Raw genomic sequence first — 19,365 nt, forward strand, 5'->3', positions numbered from 1 at the left:
TCTCCTCATTGGTGCTGTGATGTTCCGGCCATAAAAACCGGCGGTGAACAGGTATAGAAATGCAGACGCGGTGATGAACGGCAGAGCGCAAATCATTCACCACGCCAATACATACCAAAAAATCATTTAATGTTATGATATTTAAAGGATTTTAACTCATAAACTTATCAGCAGGGCATGACGAGCGCAAGAGAAGAGATGGCGCCTGACCGACCGATAAACAGCGCAGGAACGGGCGCGGTGTCTTTACAAAGTAACAAGCTAATCCATGCTCCGAACACCGCAGCCTGACCTTCATACTGTATCAGCGCCCAACAAACCTCATCGGCTTTTTAAAACGTCCACCCTGATTGAGAATCATGTTGCCAATCAACAGGAGAGATATCATGGGCAATATGATTAGTGTGAATAACATCAGTGAATTGCGTAATCTGACACCCGCGACAGACGATCAGATTGTCTTTTTAGTTTCTCACTCCACCGGACGTTTCGCCGGCGGCGGCGAATTCTATTATGCGAAAACGGATACAACCAGTACGGACAATAACGGTACCGTAGTGGTTACTGCAGACGGAGCCCGCTGGAAACGACTGGACACTAAGCTTACCTTCGATCACTTCGGCGCCGATCCCAGTGGCACTTTCGCCTCTGACGCGGCAATCAGCGCCACATTAAACTATGCCGCGAGTTTAAAAAACAAAGTGGTCTATGCTTCGGAAAATGCTCAATATCTGCTGACCAGCACTCAACCTATCAACGTCGCAAATGGCGTCACAGTCAGAGGATCCCGCCGCGGTATTGCTCAAGGCCCTGCAAGTCTTACAAACAATGGCCCTAATCGGGCAGGCCTTGCTGACGATAGTGCTTTCATCATCAAAAAGCCGGCAGGTACGGTTTGTTTCGCCTGCGATAAGAACGTTGTCTTTGATGGTTGGTCGTTCCTCTATCCAGATCAGAAATATACTGCCACCCAGCCGGAGGCGTTTGTTCCATACGGAGCCACCATTACCGCAACCGGCGCTCTGTCAGTCGCCAACTGCCGTTATGTAGGCGCCTATGATTTTGTTGAAGCTCGTGGAGAAGCCAACAGCTTTGAGAATATCTACGGTTGGGCAGTACGCTGCGACTACAGGGTTTATGAAAGCAGGGACATCAACAGATTTACCAATGTTCACGTCAATGCCAACGTCGTGCGCCCGACAGAAAACGCGGTGACTGCCTCTATCGCCGTAGCCGGTTCTTGTGCTTTCAATCTCGATCGCCACGACAATACGTTTATGGTGAATGTGTTCTCTTATGGCAAAAAGATCTTTATCAAAACTACAACACAAGGAACCTCCTATTTAGGCGGCCTTAGCCTGAGCAATTTCATGGCAGACAGAAATGGTACCGGAATTGATATCGACTCGGATTCCTCCGCCAATATTCAAATCGCCAACGGTTCTTATATTAATGACTATGGTGATATCGTTGGAGGGTTCCTGGTATTAAGAAAGTCTACTGGCCAATCAAATATCACCCCAGTGCAAATCAGCAATGTTAACTTCGCTACCGCTAATGGACCGAAGGGTTCACTCTCCCCTCAGGCCATTCGCTTCGAAGCGAACGGCGGGTATCAACTTTCATTCAGCAACACCGTCATGCCAATGTGGACGAACGGCAGTCTGAACAATGAAGCGGGTTACAACATTCTTAGAGGCACACTGAGCATTGCGCAACGCAGCTATCAGCTACATGCGGCTCCGCTAAATTGTTTGACGAACAGCAATATGATCGCCATCGGTGCTGACAAACAGCCTGTAGGCTGGTTTATTGATGGGAATCTGACGGCGGATAGCAATACCCTGACGGCCAATGGCGACAACCCGGCTTATAAAGGTTTGGGCCAGCGCATCCATCGGAGCATGGGATTAAGGACATTCTGGGCCATCGCATCCTATATCGGTGAACAATCTACCGCACAAGCCTCGACCGGTATCTGGGCCCGTTCATTCAACGATGACTACACTGACACGATCGAGAGCAATAATGCCATCCCCTGGATGCGCATCGGGAACCTCTATTATGCGCGGTTTGTCATGAATAATAACCGCACCATCCACGATATCCTGATCAATCCCGGTAACGGCAATAATACAGTGCGCATTTTAGCCTGCGGCATTAGCCCGGGTGAAATCTTTGACTTCTCGCCTGACACGTTGCAATAGTCTCTCGCGGCATAAAAAAAGCCCCGGCAAAACGCCGGGGCCTGGTACTTGCGTGATCGCCGAAGGCTCAGTGACACGCAAAGGGGTCTTACGGCCCGGAAACCGGTTATCAAACGCGGTTAGCTGCGTGTTTATGCGCTTTGCGCCAAGGGGTCAACCAAGGCCAGCGCGTTTTTCATCGCCTCCACCATTTCGCCATCCACGCAATAATGGCTAAATTCGTCAAACTCGTTATCGGAACACATGGTGACCCCCGCCTTGCGATAACGCATGGTCGATGGCACCAGATGGCCGGAAGAGCTGTGCAATTCATGCAGGCCGATATCGACAAACTTGTGCAAATTGCTCAGACGCACGCCGGCGCCCGCCATGATCACCGGGCCCTGGCTGGCCTGACGCAAATCACGCAACAGCGGCAGGCCCAGTTCGGCGCTCTGCTGTTGACCGGAAGTCAGAATGCGCGCCACGCCCAGGTCGGTTAGTTGCTCCAGCGCCACCATCGGGTTTTGGCACATGTCGAATGCGCGATGGAACGTGACGGCCATCCCCTCGCACAACGCCATTACCTCGCGCATGCGCGGCAGATCGATATGCCCTTCTTCGTCCAGCATGCCGACGACCACGCCGGGGAATCCCAACTCACGGATCTGGCGGATATCCTGCTTGATCACCTCGAAATCCACCGCGCCATAACAGAAATCGCCACCGCGAGGGCGTACGATCGGATGAACCGGAATCGAAACCCGTTCCCGCGCCAAACGCAGCGTGCCATAACTCGGCGTCAATCCGCCCTCGCTCTGGCTGGCGCATAACTCGATACGATCGGCGCCCGCCCGTTCGGCCGTTAGCGCGCAGTCGACGCTAAAGCAACAAACTTCCAGTTTTATCATTGTCACCCCCAGATAACGGCCAACATACGGCGGCAATTGTTCATTTCTTCATTTCTCACGTAGGCTCATGCTTAGGCATAAACCGGCTCAGGGTTGTAACTATGGCATTCAATTTTGATCAATGGGTAGACCGCAGTCACAGTGACAGCGTTAAGTGGGATAAATATCGCGACCGCGACATCATTCCGCTGTGGGTCGCCGACAGCGACTTCGCCTCCCCGCCGGCGGTCATCGACGCCTTGCAGCGGCGCGTGGCGCACGGCGTGTTCGGCTACACGCACCCATCCCCCGATCTTCTTGAGGTTTTTACCCGCCGCATGGTAGAGCGCTACCGCTGGCACATCAAGCCTGAATGGATCCTTTTCCTGCCCGGCCTGGTGTGCAGCCTGAACCTGTGCGTGCGCGCCTTCACCGAAGACCATCAGAGCACGCTCGCGCCCAGCCCCATTTATCCGCCATTTCGCAAAGCGGCCAAATTCGCCGGGCGCAAGCACCTCTCGGTACCGCTGGCGGCAGCAGGCCAACGTTGGGTACTGGATTTTTCCGCGCTGCATGGGCAGCTCAGCGGCAATGAGAAGCTCCTGCTGCTGTGCAACCCGCAAAATCCCGGTGGCACCGTTTATCGTCGAGAAGAGCTGTCGCAGCACCATCAGTTCGCCCGCGAGCACGATTTAATCGTCTGTTCGGATGAAATCCACTGCGAATTGCTGCTTGAACCCGGCGCACGGCATATTCCTTTCGCTACCCTGAACGAAGACGCGGCCCAGCGCAGCGTGACGCTGATGTCGCCGTCAAAGGCGTTTAATCTCGCCGGGCTGGGCGCCTCGATGGCGATCGTCCCTAATGAGGCGCTGCGACAAAAGCTGAAACGCGCGCGCAGCGGCATCGTGCCGGAGGTCAATCTGCTGGCGCTGGTCGCCGCCCAGGCGGCCTATCAATACGGGCAACCCTGGCTGGACGAGCAGTTGATTTATCTGCGCGCCAATCGAGATCGGGTGACAGAGCGCATCAACGCCATGCCGGGATTGAAGTTGTTGCCGATTGAAGCCACCTATTTGGCCTGGATCGACTGCGGCGCGTTGCCGGTGGACAATCCGCATCAGTTCTTCGAGCGCGCGGGCGTTGGATTAAGCGCCGGTTTGGATTTCGGCGATCGGCGCTTTGTACGACTGAACTTCGGTTGCCGGCGGGCTCTGCTCGATGAAGCGCTCGATCGCATGGCGCGGGCCTGCGCCACGCTGTTCGACTAGCCTTGCTCGCTGGCGACAATGTCTCGAATTGAGTAAGGATGAAACTTGATCGTGACCGTTCCATCGGTGATGGCCAGCGTCGGGTTCGGCAACCGCTCGCCCTCGCCTTTTGGCGAGCTTTGCTTCAGTTTGATCCCCGGCGCCAGCAACGCTTCATCAGCGAGATGGCTCAGCGCGCGGGCGTGCAACGTCTGCGGATCGCCGCTCAGCACTAGCTCGACATGTTCCCACCCTTCATGCGGATACCGTTTCTCCCCGGGATACGGCAGCTCGACGCAATCTATCCGCCACGGCCCCATGGCCAGCGGCTGCTGTAAATCAAACAGACAGATAGGCCGCCCGTTGATCATCGATTCGGACAACAGTGTCCCGCACTGCATCAATCCCTGGCGCCAGCGTTCGGCGGTAGCGTTCTGGTGACAGCGCAAGGAAATGTGATCGGCGGTAAACGAGGACAGGTCAAGCTGCAATCTGGCGGCGAATTGTTGCAACGCCTGCTCGAAACGCGGCAGGTCGAGCCTCAGATCGTCAAGCTCGGCAATGGCCTGCAAGGGATTGGTCATAGAAACCTCAAAACAACGAGCGCAAAGTTAAAGGCCGTAATTTACACGGTGGCGACGGCGCTCGCCAGAGTGGCGAGATTTTTCAGCGGCAGTACAGCATAATTTTCGGTTCTGGATGGGGGACGAAAACCCAGCGCTTATTGAGATGGCAGCTTATTAATTCGGCAATTAAATAAAAAATAGGATTTTTCGCAAGCAATTATATCATTTCCTTATGACAGTAAGATTTAAGTTATTTTGCACAAAACCCTACGCCACCTGCGGGCTAAATCGATTGATATTTTTCGCTTAATCAAACCTCACCCACTTATATAAGTCACACAAAACATGAAGTTTAACCAATTGTAAACAAAGAGAATGCCGCGCAAAAAATGATGGAAAACTAAGGATTATCTTAATTTAATGCCGGGCAATTGATTCACCCACTCAACTCGGCTACTTTGGGGGAAATTTAAATTAGAGATGATCATTATGTTATTGCTGACGATATCCTTGGTGTTGATAATTATCGCCGTATACGCCATCTACCGTCATTTTAAATCTCGCAGCACCAATACGCTGGATTCCGGTCGCCGCAATAAAAAACGCTAGCCCCTCATTTTTTCCACCGTATATCTTCTCTCGGTTGTCCATCTTTTATCCCCACGGCAATAACGCGCGCCTCCGCAACTGTTTCATCGCTGCGGTCGCGCCAACTGCTGACGGGCTCCCTCAGATCGGTTACAATTGCAGGCTGTTTTGTGGAGGTCGCCGCCGCCCGCGCGCCGTTGGCCACCACCGTTGAATCCCTCGGGGGCTGGTTTCGGCCCCTCGTTCGTCATTAAGGTAACCCGGTGAATATTCAGGTTCTTCTTTCAGATAAAGTCAGCCAGGCGCTGATCGCCGCTGGCGCGCCAGCCGATTGCGAAGCGCAGGTCCGCCCATCCGCCAAGGCGCAGTTTGGTGATTACCAGGCCAACGGCGTGATGTCAGTCGCCAAAAAGCTGGGCATGCCGCCCCGTCAGCTGGCGGAAAAAGTGGTGCAACTGCTGGATCTCGGCGACGTCGCCAGTAAAGTGGAAATCGCCGGCCCCGGCTTTATCAATATCTTCCTGAACAGCGACTGGGTCGCCCGCCAGGCCGACCAGGTGCTGAACGCACCGAAATTGGGCATTGCGCCGGTTGAACCGCAAACCATCGTTATCGACTATTCCGCGCCGAACGTGGCGAAAGAAATGCACGTCGGCCACCTGCGTTCCACCATCATCGGCGACGCCGCAGCGCGTACTCAGGAGTTTCTGGGCCATAAAGTGATCCGCGCCAACCACGTCGGCGACTGGGGCACCCAGTTCGGCATGCTGATTGCCTACCTGGAAAAAATGCAGAATGAAAACGCCAGCGATATGGGCTTGTCCGATCTCGAGCAGTTCTACCGCGAAGCCAAGAAGCATTACGATGAAGACGCCGAGTTCGCCGAGCGCGCACGCGCTTACGTCGTGAAGCTGCAGGGCGGCGATCAATACTGCCTGAAAATGTGGCGCAAGCTGGTCGACATCACCATGGCGCAAAACCAGCTGACCTATAACCGCCTGAACGTCACGCTGACCGAAGACGACGTGATGGGCGAAAGCCTGTATAACGCGATGCTGCCGGGCATCGTCGCCGATCTGAAAGCCAAAGGGCTGGCGGTGGAAAGCGAAGGCGCCACCGTGGTGTTCCTCGACGAATACCAGAACAAGGACGGCGACCCGATGGGCGTCATCATCCAGAAAAAGGATGGCGGCTACCTCTATACCACCACCGATATCGCCTGCGCCAAGTATCGCTACGAGACCCTGGGCGCCAATCGCGTGCTGTATTACATCGATTCCCGCCAGCATCAGCACCTGATGCAGGCCTGGACCATCGTGCGCAAAGCCGGTTATGTGCCGGAGTCCGTCTCGCTGGAACATCACATGTTCGGCATGATGCTGGGCAAAGACGGCAAGCCGTTCAAAACCCGCTCAGGCGGCACCGTGAAGCTCTCCGACCTGCTGGATGAAGCCATCGAACGCGCCGAACAGCTGATCGCCGGCAAAAACCCGGACATGCCGGAAGACGAAATGAAGACCATCGCTCGCGTGGTCGGTATCGGCGCGGTGAAATACGCCGATCTGTCGAAAAGCCGCACCACCGACTATGTTTTCGACTGGGATAACATGCTGGCCTTCGAAGGCAATACCGCGCCTTACATGCAATACGCCTATACCCGTGTGGCATCGGTATTCAAACGCGCCGGGATCGACGAAAGCAGCCTGACGCTGCCGCTGATCCTGACCGAAGAGCGTGAAATTGCGCTGGCCACTCGCCTGCTGCAGTTCGAAGAGGTGCTCACCGCCGTCGCGCGTGAAGGCACGCCGCACGTCATGTGCAGCTACCTGTACGATCTGGCCGGCTTGTTCTCCGGCTTCTACGAGCACTGCCAGATCCTCAACGCCGACAGCGAAGAAGCCCGTCAGAGCCGCCTGAAGCTGGCGCTGCTGACCGCCAAAACGCTGAAAACCGGCCTGGATACGCTGGGCATCGAAACCGTCGAGCGCATGTAAACCGCGCCGCGCGGAAAAGCAAAAAGGTCGCCGTGGCGACCTTTTTTTTTACGCTTTCACTCGGCTCAGACGACCCGGCGCGCGAAATCACGCGGGCGGAAACCCAACCCGGCCAGCACGCCGAAGTAGGCTACCACACCGGCCACCACCACCGCCGCCAAGCGCAGCAAACGCTCCAGCATGTTGCCCTGATCCCAGGCCGGCATCAGCCACATCAAGCCAATCAGCACGGCCGACATCACCAGTACGGCAATCACCAGCTTAGTGAGGAACAGCGCCCAACCCGGCTGTGGCTGGAAGATTTTCTGCTTGCGCAGCTGCCAATACAGCAGCGCGGCGTTCAGGCAGGCCGCCAAACCGATCGACAGCGCCAGGCCGGCATGCTTCAGCGGACCGATAAACGCCAGGTTCATCACCTGCGTCATGATCAGCGTAATGATGGCGATCTTGACCGGCGTTTTGATGTCCTGACGCGAATAAAAGCCCGGCGCCAGCACCTTAACCACGATCAGCCCCATCAGCCCCACCGAGTAAGCCACCAGCGCGCGTTGCGTCATCGCCGCGTCAAAGGCGCTGAACTTACCGTACTGGAACAGCGAGACGGTCAACGGTTTGGCCAAAATACCCAGCGCGATGGCGCTAGGCAGCGCCAGCAGAAAGCACAGGCGCAGCCCCCAATCCATCAGGCGCGAATACTCGTCGTGGTTGCCGCTCGAGAAGCTTTTGGCCAGCGACGGCAGCAGGATGGTGCCCAATGCCACGCCCAGCACGCCGGAAGGAAACTCCATCAGGCGGTCGGCATAGTACATCCAGGACACCGAGCCGGACACCAGGAACGATGCGAAGATCGTGTTGATGATCAGCGAGATTTGGCTGACCGACACCCCAAGGATCGCCGGCCCCATCTGGCGCATCACCCGCCAGACCCCGGCGTCGCCCAATTTGATGCGCGGCAGCACCAGCATGCCGATCTTGCGCAGGTGCGGCAGCTGATAGCCCAGTTGCAGCACGCCGCCGACCACCACCGCCCACGCCAGCGCCAGCACCGGCGGGTGGAAATACGGCGCGGCGAACAGCGCGAAGCCGATCATGCTGACGTTAAGCAGCGTTGGCGCAAAGGCCGGGATCGAGAAACGGTTCCAGGTATTGAGGATCGCCCCCACCAGCGAGGCCAGCGAAATCAATAGAATATAGGGGAAGGTAATGCGCAGCAGCGCCGACGTCAGCGCAAACTTGTCGGGCGTATCGGTAAAGCCCGGCGCAGTGATATAGATCACCCAGGGCGCGGCCAGCATCCCCAGCACCGTCACCACCGCCAGCACCAACGTCAACAGCCCGGAGACATAGGCGATAAAGGTGCGCGTCGCTTCCTCGCCCTGCTGGCTCTTATATTCCGCCAGGATCGGCACGAAAGCCTGCGAAAATGCGCCTTCGGCAAAGATACGACGCAGCAGGTTAGGAAGTTTGAACGCCACGAAGAAGGCGTCCGTTGCCATGCCGGCCCCGAACACGCGCGCGACGATCGCATCGCGGGCAAAGCCCAACACCCGCGAAAACATCGTCATCGAGCTGACGGCAGCCAATGATTTGAGTAGGTTCATGTGGTTGTCTGATAGGTACCGTAAATATCAACGCCTGCAACAGCAGGCGTCAGTGAAACAATCGGCTCAGTTTACGCATCCGGAAAAGAATAGCTACCGCCATATGTTACATAGAGTTATCGCGTAACAAACGCTCGACCACCCGCTGCGCAACCAACGCCTGCTCGCCGCCGGTTTCCGGCGCGCTCTGATTGGCGACGGCGCAGAGGAAATGCCGCACCGCCCCGTCGAAACCGCGTTGCACCAGCGTGCTTTGCCAACCCGGCACCGGCTGTTCCAACTCGCCCTGCGCATCTTCGCGCAGCCAGTGGCGCATATCGGTCAACTGATACCGCGCGCCGTCTGTCACCGCCTGCACGCTTTCGCGCTGGCTGCCGCCGCGGCGATGCATACTGGTCGTCACCAGCGTATCGCCACAGGCGAAGTGATGCTCGGCGTACAGCATCTCGCCTGCAGCGTTGGCGCGCACGCTGCCGCTCAGCAGTTGCTCGCCTCCGCCCGCCAGCCACAGGGCGGTGTCCACCACGTGCAGGTAATCATCCAACAGGGTAAAACGCAGATCGTGAGGGCCGACGCTGTCCGCCCGATGTTTATCCATGCGAATGGAGGCGGGCTGATTCATTTGCTGCTTGAGTTGGCGGTAAAGCGGCGCGAAACGGCGGTTGAACCCCACCATCAGCGTTTTGCCCCGCCGCTCGGCCAGCTCAAGCAACTGCTCGCCCTGCTCCAGCGTTTCCGCCAGCGGCTTATCGACGTAAACATGTACGCCACGGTTAAGCAGCTCGCCAATGACCGAAAAATGGCTGGCGGTGCTGCTGTGGACAAAGACCGCATCGCACTGTTCGGCCAAGCTGTCCAGCCGAGGGAAACAGGCCATACGGTAGCTGTCGCACAGCGGCTGCGCTTTCTGTTGATTAGGCGAGAAGCCGCCCACCAGCGTCCAGTCCGCCGCCTGACTGAGGATCGGCAGGTAGGCCTTCTGCGCGATGCTGCCCAGCCCCACCACGCCCACGCGCAATTTAGTCATGCGTTTCCCTCGCCAACAGTTGCTGCACCTGCCGTTTCAGCTCCGCCACGTCGTTTTCCAACGCGCTGACCCTGGCGCTCAATTCACCGTCGATCTCCGACTCGAGCGCCGGCGGCGCCTCATCGATTGGCCCGCTGAACAGATGCATGAAGCGGCTTTCGCGCTTGCCCGGCTCGCGCGCCAGGCGCACCACGAACGGGCCGTCTTCGCGCGTGGTCAACTGCTGCAGCACCTGTTCGACCTCGCTGACATCGCTGAACTCGTGCATTCGGTTGGTGCGCGTGCGCAGCTCGCCCGGCGTTTGCGCGCCGCGCAGCAGTAAGGTGGCGATCACCGCCAGTTCGGCGGGAGAGAGCTTCAGCTGGCCAAACTCGGAATTGCAAAACCGCTGCTCGTATTTCACGACCCGATTGCCGAACCCGCTGAGGGTGCGCAGGAAATGTTTGCGCAGCAAGAGATCGAGGAGTTGCTGCACCTCGCTTTCGCTCAGATCCATCACCGGCTCGCGGTTGGTCTTTTGGTTACAGGCCAGGGTAATGGCGTTAAGCGAAAGCGGGTATTGGTCCGGCGTCGTCACCTGTTTTTCCAACAGGCAGCCGATGACCCGGGCCTCTTTGGCGTTCAATTCATATTTCATCGTTTGGCCTCAACGTGGGGGTAGCCACTCTTTATTGGTGTATGCCGTCAAAACGTGGTCTTGCCACTTGCCGTCGATCAGCAGGTAATCTTTGGCGTAACCTTCGCGTTCGAATCCCAGACGCGTCAGCAATGCGCCGCTGCGCTGGTTATGCGGCATATAGTTGGCCATGATGCGGTGCATGCGCTGTTGGCGCAGCATATAGCGGATGGCGGACTGCAAGGCTTCGAACATCAACCCCTGCCCCTGCCATTTCTCCCCCAGCGAATAACCGAGGAAGCAGGCGTGAAACGAACCGCGCAACACGTTGCTGAAGTTCGCCACGCCGCGGACTTCCTGCTCTTCCGGATCGAGCAGGATAAAATAGTAGGCGCTGCCCTGCTTTTGCATTTCAGCGATCATCCCCAGGCGCGCCTGCCAGCCGGACGGATAACAATGGCTTTCATCGCGCACCGGCTCCCAGGGTTTGAGAAAGGTCCGGTTCTCGGCATAATAGTCCGCCAGACGATAGGCGTCCCGTTCATGCACTAAACGGACCACCATCCGGTCGGTAGTAAGACGTACTTTTGGCGATGCAGAGCGGTAGCCGAACATCATTTCCCCCGCGGTCAAAACGGTTCGATAAGAAGTATTTATTAGGAAGCCTCGTGGATAATTATCCGACGCCGATCTGAGGCCATGACTTTATGTTGCCAATAGCGCCTCAGAACCGCGCTCCCTTGCATTCAATATAACCGTAGGCCGCCCCCGAGGTAAAATACCGGCCGCTCAGTAAATCGCCGAATACGCGTTTTACGGCGTTTTTCCGCCAATTTTGCAGTTCAGGTAACACCTTGACGATAAAAAAATATTATCTACTCCGCCCCTGTCGCCGTCCGCCAATTGGGTAGAGAATGGTGGGGTTGCCTTCCCCCTCTCTCTTAATTGCTCATGGTGATGCATGTCTCTGGTGTCGCAAGCGCGCAGCTTGGGTAAATATTTTCTGTTGCTCGACAACCTGCTGGTGGTTTTAGGCTTCTTTGTCGTGTTCCCGCTTATTTCGATCCGCTTCGTCGATCAGCTGGGATGGGCGGCGCTGATCGTCGGCATCGCGCTGGGTTTGCGTCAGTTGCTGCAACAAGGGCTCGGCATCTTTGGCGGCGCGGTCGCCGATCGCTTTGGCGCCAAGCCGATGATCGTCACCGGCATGCTGCTGCGCGCCGCCGGTTTCGCCACCATGGCGATGGCCGATGCGCCGTGGATCCTGTGGTTCTCCTGCGCGCTGTCGGCCCTCGGCGGCACGCTGTTCGATCCGCCGCGCACCGCTTTGGTGATCAAACTGACCCGTCCGCACGAACGCGGCCGCTTTTTCTCGCTGTTGATGATGCAGGACAGCGCCGGCGCGGTAGTCGGCGCGCTGATCGGCAGTTGGCTGCTGCAATACGATTTCCACTTTGTCTGCTGGGTCGGGGCGGCGATCTTCGTGCTGGCCGCCGGCTGGAACGCCTGGTTACTGCCGGCTTATCGCATCTCCACCGTGCGCGTGCCGATGAAAGAAGGCATGTTGCGGGTCGTGCGCGATCGCCGCTTCCTCACCTATGTCCTGACGCTGACCGGCTACTATATGCTGGCGGTACAGGTGATGCTGATGCTGCCGATCGTGGTCAATGAAATTGCCGGCTCACCGGCGGCGGTGAAATGGATGTACGCGATCGAAGCGGCGCTGTCGCTGTCGCTGCTCTATCCGCTGGCGCGTTGGGGTGAAAAACATTTTCGGCTTGAACAACGCCTGATGGCGGGCCTGCTGCTGATGACGCTCAGCCTGCTGCCGATCGGCCTTGCCAGCAGCCTGCAAGGCGTGTTCACGCTGATCTGCTGTTTCTATCTGGGTTCGATCATCGCCGAGCCGGCGCGCGAAACGCTCAGCGCGTCACTGGCCGATCCGCGGGCGCGCGGCAGCTACATGGGCTTCAGCCGCCTCGGGCTGGCGTTGGGCGGTGCGTTGGGATATACCGGCGGCGGTTGGATGTACGATACCGGGCGGATGATGAACATGCCGGAGCTGCCCTGGCTGCTGCTCGGCGCCGTCGGCTTCGCCACGCTGCTGGCGCTGTACTGGCAATTCAGCCCGCGGCGCAACGCGTCGGTGATACTGCGCGGCGGCTAACGCCATAGAAATCCGGCCGAATCGGCAACAGCTGCTATCCTGTTAGTAAAAACACCCACAGGAGCCCGTCGGCATGAGCGAAGAAGCCAAATTACCGCAACTACTCGAACATATGATACTGAACTTGCGCATGATTTATGCGCGCTCCACCCTGGTGGAAAAGGCGCTGGCGCATATCCTCGCCAGCGACGCCGGCCTGAAAAACGATATTATCAAACAGCTGCAGGTCGTCACCGCCGCCAACGAACGCGACCAGATCGATTTGGAACAAGCCCGCATTCACCTGATCGATGTGCTCAACTCGGTACCGGTCAAGAAATAGCACCCCTCGCCCGCGCCTGTTGCGCGGGCAATATCGCAATAACGCACCATCCAACACACGCGTTTCAAGACAGCCTCGATAAGCTGTGGTAACTATTGCTGTTAAAACCTGACAACCCGGAGCAAGCATGAAACTGTTCATTTACGATCATTGCCCATTCTGCGTTAAAGCCCGCATGATTTTCGGCCTGAAACATCTGCCGATTCGCCTGGTCACGTTGCTCAACGACGATGAGACGACCCCGTTCAATCTGATTGGCAAAAAAATGGTGCCGATCCTGATCAAAGACGACGGCGAAGCGATGCCGGAAAGCCTGGATATCGTGCGCTATGTCGATGGCTTGGACGGCAAACCGGTGCTGACCGGCCGCACCAACCCTGCCATCGCCGAGTGGTTGCGCCGGGTCGACAGTTATGCGGCAAAATTGCTGTTGCCGCGTATTGCGCATGCCGATTTCGAAGAATTTGCCACCGACAGCGCCCGCCGTTACTTTATCGATAAAAAGCAGGCGTCAATCGGTGATTTCGCCGAGCATCTCGCCAACAGCGCCGATCTGATCGCCGAACTGGAGGCCGACCTGCAAACGCTGTCACCGCTGATCGTCTCCGCCGACGCCGTGAACGGCGAGCTTTCTGAGGACGATATTCATCTGTTCCCGCTGCTGCGCTCATTGTCGATCGTCGCCGGGGTTGCCCTGCCGGACAACGTGGAAGCCTACCGCAACCGCATGGCGCAGCGCAGCGAAGTGCCGTTGCTGCTGGATATGGAACAATAACGTTCGACAGTCACAAAAAGGATATGGCGTACTGATGCTGAAAATGGTGCTCGCCACCGCTCGCGATCGGGCGCGGCTGAAGGAAATTACTTCCGTTCTGATTCGTTATGGTTTGCAAGACGTTCTGCGCCTGCTGGGCCTGGGGGCGTTGCTGCGTGGCGCCCGCAGTGAGCCCGCACGGCAGAGTGCGCAGCCCCTTCCTCAGCGGCTGCGCGAAGCGCTCGAGGCGCTCGGCCCAACCTTCGTCAAATTCGGCCAGATCCTGGCCACGCGTTCTGACCTGCTGGATCCGGCCTGGACCGACGAACTGGATCGTCTGCACAGCCAGGCGGCGGTGTTGCCATGGGAAATGCTGGCGCCGCAGATCATCGCCGATCTCGGGGATGATCCTGAGCAGCTGTTTGCCGAATTCGATCGCACACCGCTGGCCGCGGCGTCGATGGCGCAAATTTACCGCGCGCGCCTGCACAGCGGCGAACAGGTAGTGGTGAAAGTGCTGCGCCCCGGCCTGGCAAAAACCATTCACGCCGATCTGCGGCTGCTGGCCTCGCTGGCGGAAACCGTGGAGCAGCAGAGTCAGGCGCTGGCGCGCTATCGACCACGGCAGATGGTCAGAGCGCTGGCGACGGCGCTCAATCATGAACTGGATTTGACCCATGAAGGGCATAACTGCGATCGCGTCGCCGGCATGTTTGCGCGTGAACCCGACGTGGTCGTGCCGAAAATCTATTGGCAATGGTCTTCTCCGCGTCTGTTAGTGCAGGAATACTTGCCCGGCACCGCGCCGGAGAACCCCCGGCAGTTGGCGGAAGCGGGATTTGACGGCCCGCTGCTGGCGCGGCGCGGCGCTCGCGCCTTTATGAGCATGGTGCTGGAGCACCGGCTGTATCACGCCGATCCACACCCCGGCAACGTGATGGCGCTGAGCGGCGATCGCGTCGGCTTCATCGACTTCGGCATGGTGGGCCAGTTGTCCGAACGGCGGCGCAACCAGTTGCTCCTGCTGCTGCAGGCCATCGCCGATCGTCAGTCCGAAGGCATCGTCAACACGCTGATCGCCTGGTCGGACAGCGAACCGCTGGATCTGATGGACCTGGAGCTGGCGGCGCAAAACTTTCTCGACAAGCAGGCCGCCGCCACCCTAACGCTCGGCAAAGCCCTCACTGACCTGTTGGTGATGGCGCGTGAGCACCAGCTGGCGCTGCCGCCGGATCTGGTGCTGCTGTTCAAGGCCTTAATCACCGCCGACGGCGTGCTGCACCGGCTGGATCCGGCCTTTGACATCGTCGCCACGCTCAAACCGATGCTGCAACAAACGGTGCTGCAACGTTATGCCCCTGACGCCGTGCGCCAACGGCTCTTGACCCTGGGCGGGGAAGCGCTCGATGCCGGAGAGGAACTGCCGCAAACCCTGCGGCTGTTGGTGCGCCGCCTGAAACGCGGGCAGCTCAATGCCGACATTAACGTCAAGAACCTCGGTCAGTTGAGCAAAGCGCTGGAGCGCAGCGCCGTTACCCTGGCCATCGCCATCGTCACCGCCGCTTTTGCCCTGGGGCTGGCGCCTTATCTGATGCATTCGTCGCTGCGGCTGTGGGGCATTCCGCTGTTCCCGCTGTTGGGAGGCGCAGCCTGCCTGGCCGGCGTGATCCTCTTGGCGCTGCGATTACGGCGCTGACGCTTTCGGCGTTATCCGATAGGTCTCGCCCTGTTTTACGCGCACTATTCCCGCCATACCGCCGCCTGCCGTTTTCACGCGCAGGCGGAGCGTTTATAATGATTAATCAATTATCTGCAGCACTTTTCGCCAGCAGTCGCAATGAGGCATTAATGAAGAAGATCCTGATGGGCGCAGCCGCCCTGCTGTTCGCCGGCGTATTGGCCGGTTGCAATCAACTGACCCAGTACACCCTGAGTGAGCAGGAAGTGAATGACTACCTGCAGAAACATAACGACTATCAGAAGCAAATCGGCGTGCCCGGCCTGCTGGACGCTAACATCGTGCTGACTCAGTTGCAAAGCCAGATCGGCCGCAGCGAACCGAGTAAAGTCACCCTTTCCGGCGACGCCAAGGTCAACATCACGTCGATTCTCGGCCCGCAGACCGCTGATCTGAAGCTGACGCTGAAGGCGCAGCCGGTTTATGACCGGGCGCAGGGCGCCATTTTCCTGAAGGACATGGAGCTGACCGATTACAGCGTGCAACCGGAAAAAATGCAGACGGTCATGAAAGCGCTGACGCCGTATCTGAACCAGTCGCTGAAATCCTACTTCGACCAAAAGCCGGCTTATGTGCTGAATCCTGACAACAGCAAAACCGAAGCGCTGGCGAAAAAACTGGCGAAAGGGTTGGAAGTGAAACCGGGTGAATTGGTGATCCCGTTCAGCGACTGACGCCGCCTGAGAACATCAAGCCCGCCGCTCGGCGGGCTTTTTACTGCCGGGAAAGCGTTACTGTGGGGCGCTGTAGGCGATTTCGCCGGTGTTGCAGTTGAGCGTCACGTTGTAGGTTTTATCTGCCTTGGTGCCACGCACCGTCAACGGCACCTGCCATACCTGATCCTTGCCGCTGATGGCATCCGGGCTAACCCAGGCAATCGGCGTTGCGGTACCCAGCAGCTTTTTGTCCGACTCCCAGCGCGTAATGCGGTTCTGCAAGAAGTCGCGCTTGACCTGGGCGGCGATATCCGCCGGCTGCAGGCCCGCACACTGCCCCACCTTGGCGGCGCGCTGTTCGTGATCCTGCGCCCACACCGTCGTCGATGCTCCCATCATGGCCAACAAGGCGATAGCCAAACCCGTTTTTTTCATATGTCCTCCCGTTGTGATTAGCGCTATCCGGGCGCCCATCCCTGGCTCACAACAGGGCTTCGGCAAAGGGTTACCGTTTGACGAACTCAATGACAAACAGCGCATCCAGGCCCGGATAGATTTCCTTGATCACCTGCTTCAGTTCGCCGAGCGACATGTTCTCCTGCTGTGCGTGGCGTTCGGTCAGCGCATCCAGGCGCACCGGCGTTACCGACAGCACTTCGATAAAGCAGAAAAATACGCCGTCCTCATTGCGGCTAACGCGCAATACCTCGCCCGGTTCAAAATGCGATTCACTGGCATCCCGAATGGTGATGGTTTTACGCCCGGCCAGAATGTCTTGCTCAAAGCGGCTGAAGAAAGTTATTTCACGGCTCATTTTAGATCCTTTTTCATCACAACACCGCAACATAAGTCATTATGCCGCCTGCTTTTCTGACGCAGATCCCTCTTTTGGGGTAGAGGCCGCTTTTTTCGCTTTGCTTTCCGCCGGTTTCTTGAGGGTTTCCGCCGGCGATGCGCCGCGCAGAATCAGGCCCAGCGCATCCTTGTTTTCCGCCAGGAAGAAGCTCAGCCCTTCGCGCTGTTCGTCATCCAGGTTCAGCGGCGCCTGCTGCAGCCACTCCCCAAGGTTGTCCGCCAGATCCAGCATTTTGTCGTAGGCGTCGGCTTCTTTCTTGCTCGCGAAAGTCATTTTTTCCTCACCGTTTCTCACCACCACATATTTAACTTCAACCGCCATGCGTGCGTCCTCAAATACTCAAATTACTGTGATTATATACAGTATAAATAGATCGTGGCGGGAAGGCAAACCGCCGCCCGCCTTCGGCTTATTTCAGCAGCCGCACCTTGCAGCTTTTGCCTTTGATTTTACCCTGCTGCAACTGTTGCAGCGCCTTGCGCGCGCTGGCTTTGCGGATCGCGACATAGGCATGCACCGGGAACATATCGATCTTGCCCACTTCCGCCGCCGTCAGCCCGGCATCACCGGTCAGCGCCCCGAGAATATCGCCGGGACGGATCTTCGCCTTGCGGCCGCCGTCGATACACAGCGTCACCATTTCCGCCTCCAGCGAGCCGTTGGCCGCCCCGCTCAGCTCGGACACCGGCGACCAGTCGACGCTCATCTGCAGATAGTCTTCAATCGCGTGCGCACGCGCCATTTCCTGCGGCGTGCACAGGCTGATCGCCAACCCGCTCATGCCGGCGCGGCCGGTACGGCCAATACGGTGCACATGCACTTCGGGATCGAACGCCAGCTCGTAGTTGACCACCAGCTCCAGCTCTTTAATATCCAGCCCGCGTGCGGCGACGTCGGTCGCCACCAATACCCGGCAACTGCGGTTGGCGAAACGCACCAACACTTGGTCGCGGTCGCGCTGTTCCAGATCGCCATGCAGCGCCAGCGCACTGATGCCGCGGGCCTCCAGGGCCTCAAGCACCGTCTGACAGTCGCGCTTGGTATTGCAGAACACCACGCAGGACGCGGGTTGATGATAGCGAATGGCCGACACCAGCAGCGCTGGGCGCTGATCGCGCGTGGTCTCATAAAAGCGTTGTTCGATGGAGGTCTGCGCTTCGCCATCGTCCACCTCGACGCTCAGCGGCTGGCGTTGAACGCGCGCGCTGATGCGCTCGATGCCTGCCGGGTAGGTGGCGGAAAACAGCAGCGTCTGACGTTGCGGCGGCGTATAGCTGATCACATCGTCGATGTCGTCGGCGAACCCCATGTCCAGCATGCGATCGGCCTCATCCAGCACCAGCACCTTCAGCTCGTCCAGCTGCAGCGTTTTCTTGCGCAGGTGTTCCTGGATACGGCCCGGCGTCCCCACCACGATGTGCGGCGCATGCACCAGCGAATCGAGCTGCGGCCCCATCGGCTGGCCGCCGCACAGCGTCAGGATCTTGATGTTTTGCGTAAAACGCGCCAGGCGACGCAGCTCTTTGCTCACCTGATCGGCCAGCTCGCGGGTGGGACAGAGCACCAGCGCCTGCGTGGCGACCTGACCGACGACGATACTGTTCAGCAGACCAATGCCGAAGGCCGCCGTTTTACCGCTGCCGGTTTTCGCCTTGGCGCGCACGTCCCGCCCTTGCAGGATGGCGGGCAATGCGGCGGCCTGTACCGGCGTCATTTCGGCGTACCCCAGTTCGTTGAGGTTGGCCAACTGTTCGGCTGGCAGCGGCAGGGAAGAAAAAGAAACTGTGCTCACGGCGATAACTCTTATGTGACGAATGGAATGGCGGCGCGCCCGCAGGTAAGCGCCGAATCAGCGGTAAATGATAACAGAGATGGGCGGCGTTACGGGGTGCGGGCATAAAAAAACCCGCCGGCGGCGGGTTTCTTGGCAACGCAGTCGTTAAATCGCAACGACGTTGGCTGCGGCTGGGCCACGTTGGCTGTCCTGGATGGAGAACTCAACCTGCTGGCCTTCAGCCAGGGTCTTGAAACCATCGCTGACGATAGCGGAGAAATGAACGAAAACGTCTTTAGAGCCGTCGGCAGGGGTAATAAAGCCGAAACCTTTGCTTTCGTTGAACCATTTAACGTGACCAGTGATCTTGCTCATTTGTG

The 19,365-nt window shown here is 58.0% G+C and carries 20 protein-coding genes; 8 read left to right on the forward strand and 12 right to left on the reverse strand.

Going from position 1 to position 19,365, the window contains the following annotated elements; all coding sequences use genetic code 11:
- The first annotated feature begins 386 nt into the window (after positions 1 to 386).
- Positions 387 to 2,207 (forward strand): hypothetical protein, encoded by a 1,821-nt coding sequence (locus ACP3TA_RS19850; RefSeq protein WP_033643361.1) that lies wholly within the window; start codon positions 387 to 389, stop codon positions 2,205 to 2,207.
- Positions 2,208 to 2,338: 131 nt separating this feature from the next.
- Here ACP3TA_RS19850 and cutC read toward each other — a convergent pair whose 3' ends face one another.
- Positions 2,339 to 3,097 carry a copper homeostasis protein CutC gene (cutC, locus tag ACP3TA_RS19855; RefSeq protein ID WP_060660624.1) on the reverse strand — a complete coding sequence of 253 codons (759 nt, stop codon included), beginning with the start codon at positions 3,095 to 3,097 and terminating at the stop codon, positions 2,339 to 2,341.
- Between the two features lie 101 nt (positions 3,098 to 3,198).
- On the opposite strand from cutC, the gene ACP3TA_RS19860 reads away from it, so the two are divergent.
- Positions 3,199 to 4,347: a MalY/PatB family protein gene (locus tag ACP3TA_RS19860; RefSeq protein ID WP_426784408.1), complete on the forward strand. Its 1,149-nt coding sequence runs from the start codon at positions 3,199 to 3,201 to the stop codon at positions 4,345 to 4,347.
- Here the strand turns inward: ACP3TA_RS19860 and ACP3TA_RS19865 are convergent.
- Together ACP3TA_RS19865 and ACP3TA_RS19870 are read right to left on the reverse strand one after the other, a co-directional pair.
- Positions 4,344 to 4,910, reverse strand: a complete 567-nt coding sequence (locus ACP3TA_RS19865) for a VOC family protein (RefSeq protein ID WP_099785887.1) — start codon at positions 4,908 to 4,910, stop codon at positions 4,344 to 4,346. The genes ACP3TA_RS19860 and ACP3TA_RS19865 overlap by 4 nt on opposite strands.
- Positions 4,911 to 5,384: 474 nt before the next feature.
- A complete protein-coding gene (locus tag ACP3TA_RS19870) occupies positions 5,385 to 5,543 on the reverse strand; it encodes a hypothetical protein (protein ID WP_154219869.1) in 159 nt (52 codons plus the stop codon).
- A 200-nt stretch (positions 5,544 to 5,743) separates the two neighbouring features.
- Here ACP3TA_RS19870 and argS point away from each other — a divergent pair, with 200 nt between their 5' ends.
- A complete protein-coding gene (argS, locus tag ACP3TA_RS19875) occupies positions 5,744 to 7,474 on the forward strand; it encodes an arginine--tRNA ligase (RefSeq protein ID WP_033643365.1) in 1,731 nt (576 codons plus the stop codon).
- Between the two features lie 65 nt (positions 7,475 to 7,539).
- Here argS and murJ read toward each other — a convergent pair whose 3' ends face one another.
- The 4 genes from murJ to rimJ all read right to left on the reverse strand — a co-directional run bounded on the left by murJ (position 7,540) and on the right by rimJ (position 11,333).
- A complete protein-coding gene (murJ, locus tag ACP3TA_RS19880) occupies positions 7,540 to 9,075 on the reverse strand; it encodes a murein biosynthesis integral membrane protein MurJ (RefSeq protein WP_033643367.1) in 1,536 nt (511 codons plus the stop codon).
- Between the two features lie 106 nt (positions 9,076 to 9,181).
- On the reverse strand, positions 9,182 to 10,102 hold the full coding sequence (locus tag ACP3TA_RS19885; RefSeq protein ID WP_033643368.1) for a Gfo/Idh/MocA family protein: 921 nt from the start codon (positions 10,100 to 10,102) through the stop codon (positions 9,182 to 9,184).
- On the reverse strand, positions 10,095 to 10,739 hold the full coding sequence (locus ACP3TA_RS19890) for a YceH family protein (RefSeq protein ID WP_042784746.1): 645 nt from the start codon (positions 10,737 to 10,739) through the stop codon (positions 10,095 to 10,097). The genes ACP3TA_RS19885 and ACP3TA_RS19890 overlap by 8 nt, the downstream gene beginning before the upstream one ends.
- Positions 10,740 to 10,748: 9 nt before the next feature.
- Entirely contained in the window at positions 10,749 to 11,333 is a 585-nt protein-coding gene (gene rimJ, locus ACP3TA_RS19895; protein ID WP_033644290.1) for a ribosomal protein S5-alanine N-acetyltransferase, read from the reverse strand.
- Positions 11,334 to 11,679: 346 nt separating this feature from the next.
- Between rimJ and mdtH the strand changes: the two genes are divergently transcribed.
- The 5 genes from mdtH to ACP3TA_RS19920 all read left to right on the forward strand — a co-directional run bounded on the left by mdtH (position 11,680) and on the right by ACP3TA_RS19920 (position 16,373).
- Positions 11,680 to 12,885: a multidrug efflux MFS transporter MdtH gene (gene mdtH, locus ACP3TA_RS19900; RefSeq protein WP_033643370.1), complete on the forward strand. Its 1,206-nt coding sequence runs from the start codon at positions 11,680 to 11,682 to the stop codon at positions 12,883 to 12,885.
- A 73-nt stretch (positions 12,886 to 12,958) separates the two neighbouring features.
- The gene (locus tag ACP3TA_RS19905; protein WP_033643371.1) at positions 12,959 to 13,207 is read left to right on the forward strand and encodes a hypothetical protein; all 249 of its coding nucleotides are present in this window, start codon (positions 12,959 to 12,961) and stop codon (positions 13,205 to 13,207) included.
- A 127-nt stretch (positions 13,208 to 13,334) separates the two neighbouring features.
- Entirely contained in the window at positions 13,335 to 13,982 is a 648-nt protein-coding gene (gene grxB, locus ACP3TA_RS19910; RefSeq protein WP_033650938.1) for a glutaredoxin 2, read from the forward strand.
- A 34-nt stretch (positions 13,983 to 14,016) separates the two neighbouring features.
- Positions 14,017 to 15,657 (forward strand): ABC1 kinase family protein, encoded by a 1,641-nt coding sequence (locus tag ACP3TA_RS19915; protein ID WP_195879925.1) that lies wholly within the window; start codon positions 14,017 to 14,019, stop codon positions 15,655 to 15,657.
- Between the two features lie 152 nt (positions 15,658 to 15,809).
- On the forward strand, positions 15,810 to 16,373 hold the full coding sequence (locus ACP3TA_RS19920) for a lipoprotein (RefSeq protein WP_206196352.1): 564 nt from the start codon (positions 15,810 to 15,812) through the stop codon (positions 16,371 to 16,373).
- Positions 16,374 to 16,430: 57 nt separating this feature from the next.
- Here ACP3TA_RS19920 and yebF read toward each other — a convergent pair whose 3' ends face one another.
- From yebF to cspE, 5 genes are all read right to left on the reverse strand, one after another.
- On the reverse strand, positions 16,431 to 16,790 hold the full coding sequence (gene yebF / locus ACP3TA_RS19925) for a protein YebF (protein WP_033643374.1): 360 nt from the start codon (positions 16,788 to 16,790) through the stop codon (positions 16,431 to 16,433).
- 70 nt (positions 16,791 to 16,860) lie between these two features.
- Positions 16,861 to 17,169, reverse strand: coding sequence for a N(4)-acetylcytidine aminohydrolase (gene yqfB, locus ACP3TA_RS19930; RefSeq protein WP_004927562.1), 309 nt, complete (start codon positions 17,167 to 17,169; stop codon positions 16,861 to 16,863).
- Positions 17,170 to 17,208: 39 nt separating this feature from the next.
- Positions 17,209 to 17,532: a YebG family protein gene (locus ACP3TA_RS19935; protein ID WP_033643375.1), complete on the reverse strand. Its 324-nt coding sequence runs from the start codon at positions 17,530 to 17,532 to the stop codon at positions 17,209 to 17,211.
- A gap of 88 nt (positions 17,533 to 17,620) precedes the next feature.
- Positions 17,621 to 19,003, reverse strand: a complete 1,383-nt coding sequence (gene dbpA / locus ACP3TA_RS19940) for an ATP-dependent RNA helicase DbpA (RefSeq protein ID WP_033643376.1) — start codon at positions 19,001 to 19,003, stop codon at positions 17,621 to 17,623.
- Between the two features lie 147 nt (positions 19,004 to 19,150).
- On the reverse strand, positions 19,151 to 19,360 hold the full coding sequence (gene cspE / locus ACP3TA_RS19945) for a transcription antiterminator/RNA stability regulator CspE (RefSeq protein ID WP_004927572.1): 210 nt from the start codon (positions 19,358 to 19,360) through the stop codon (positions 19,151 to 19,153).
- Positions 19,361 to 19,365 lie beyond the last annotated feature (5 nt).

The organism is Serratia sp. 2C06 (assembly GCF_050037615.1).
In the GTDB taxonomy this organism is placed as follows: domain Bacteria; phylum Pseudomonadota; class Gammaproteobacteria; order Enterobacterales; family Enterobacteriaceae; genus Serratia; species Serratia ureilytica.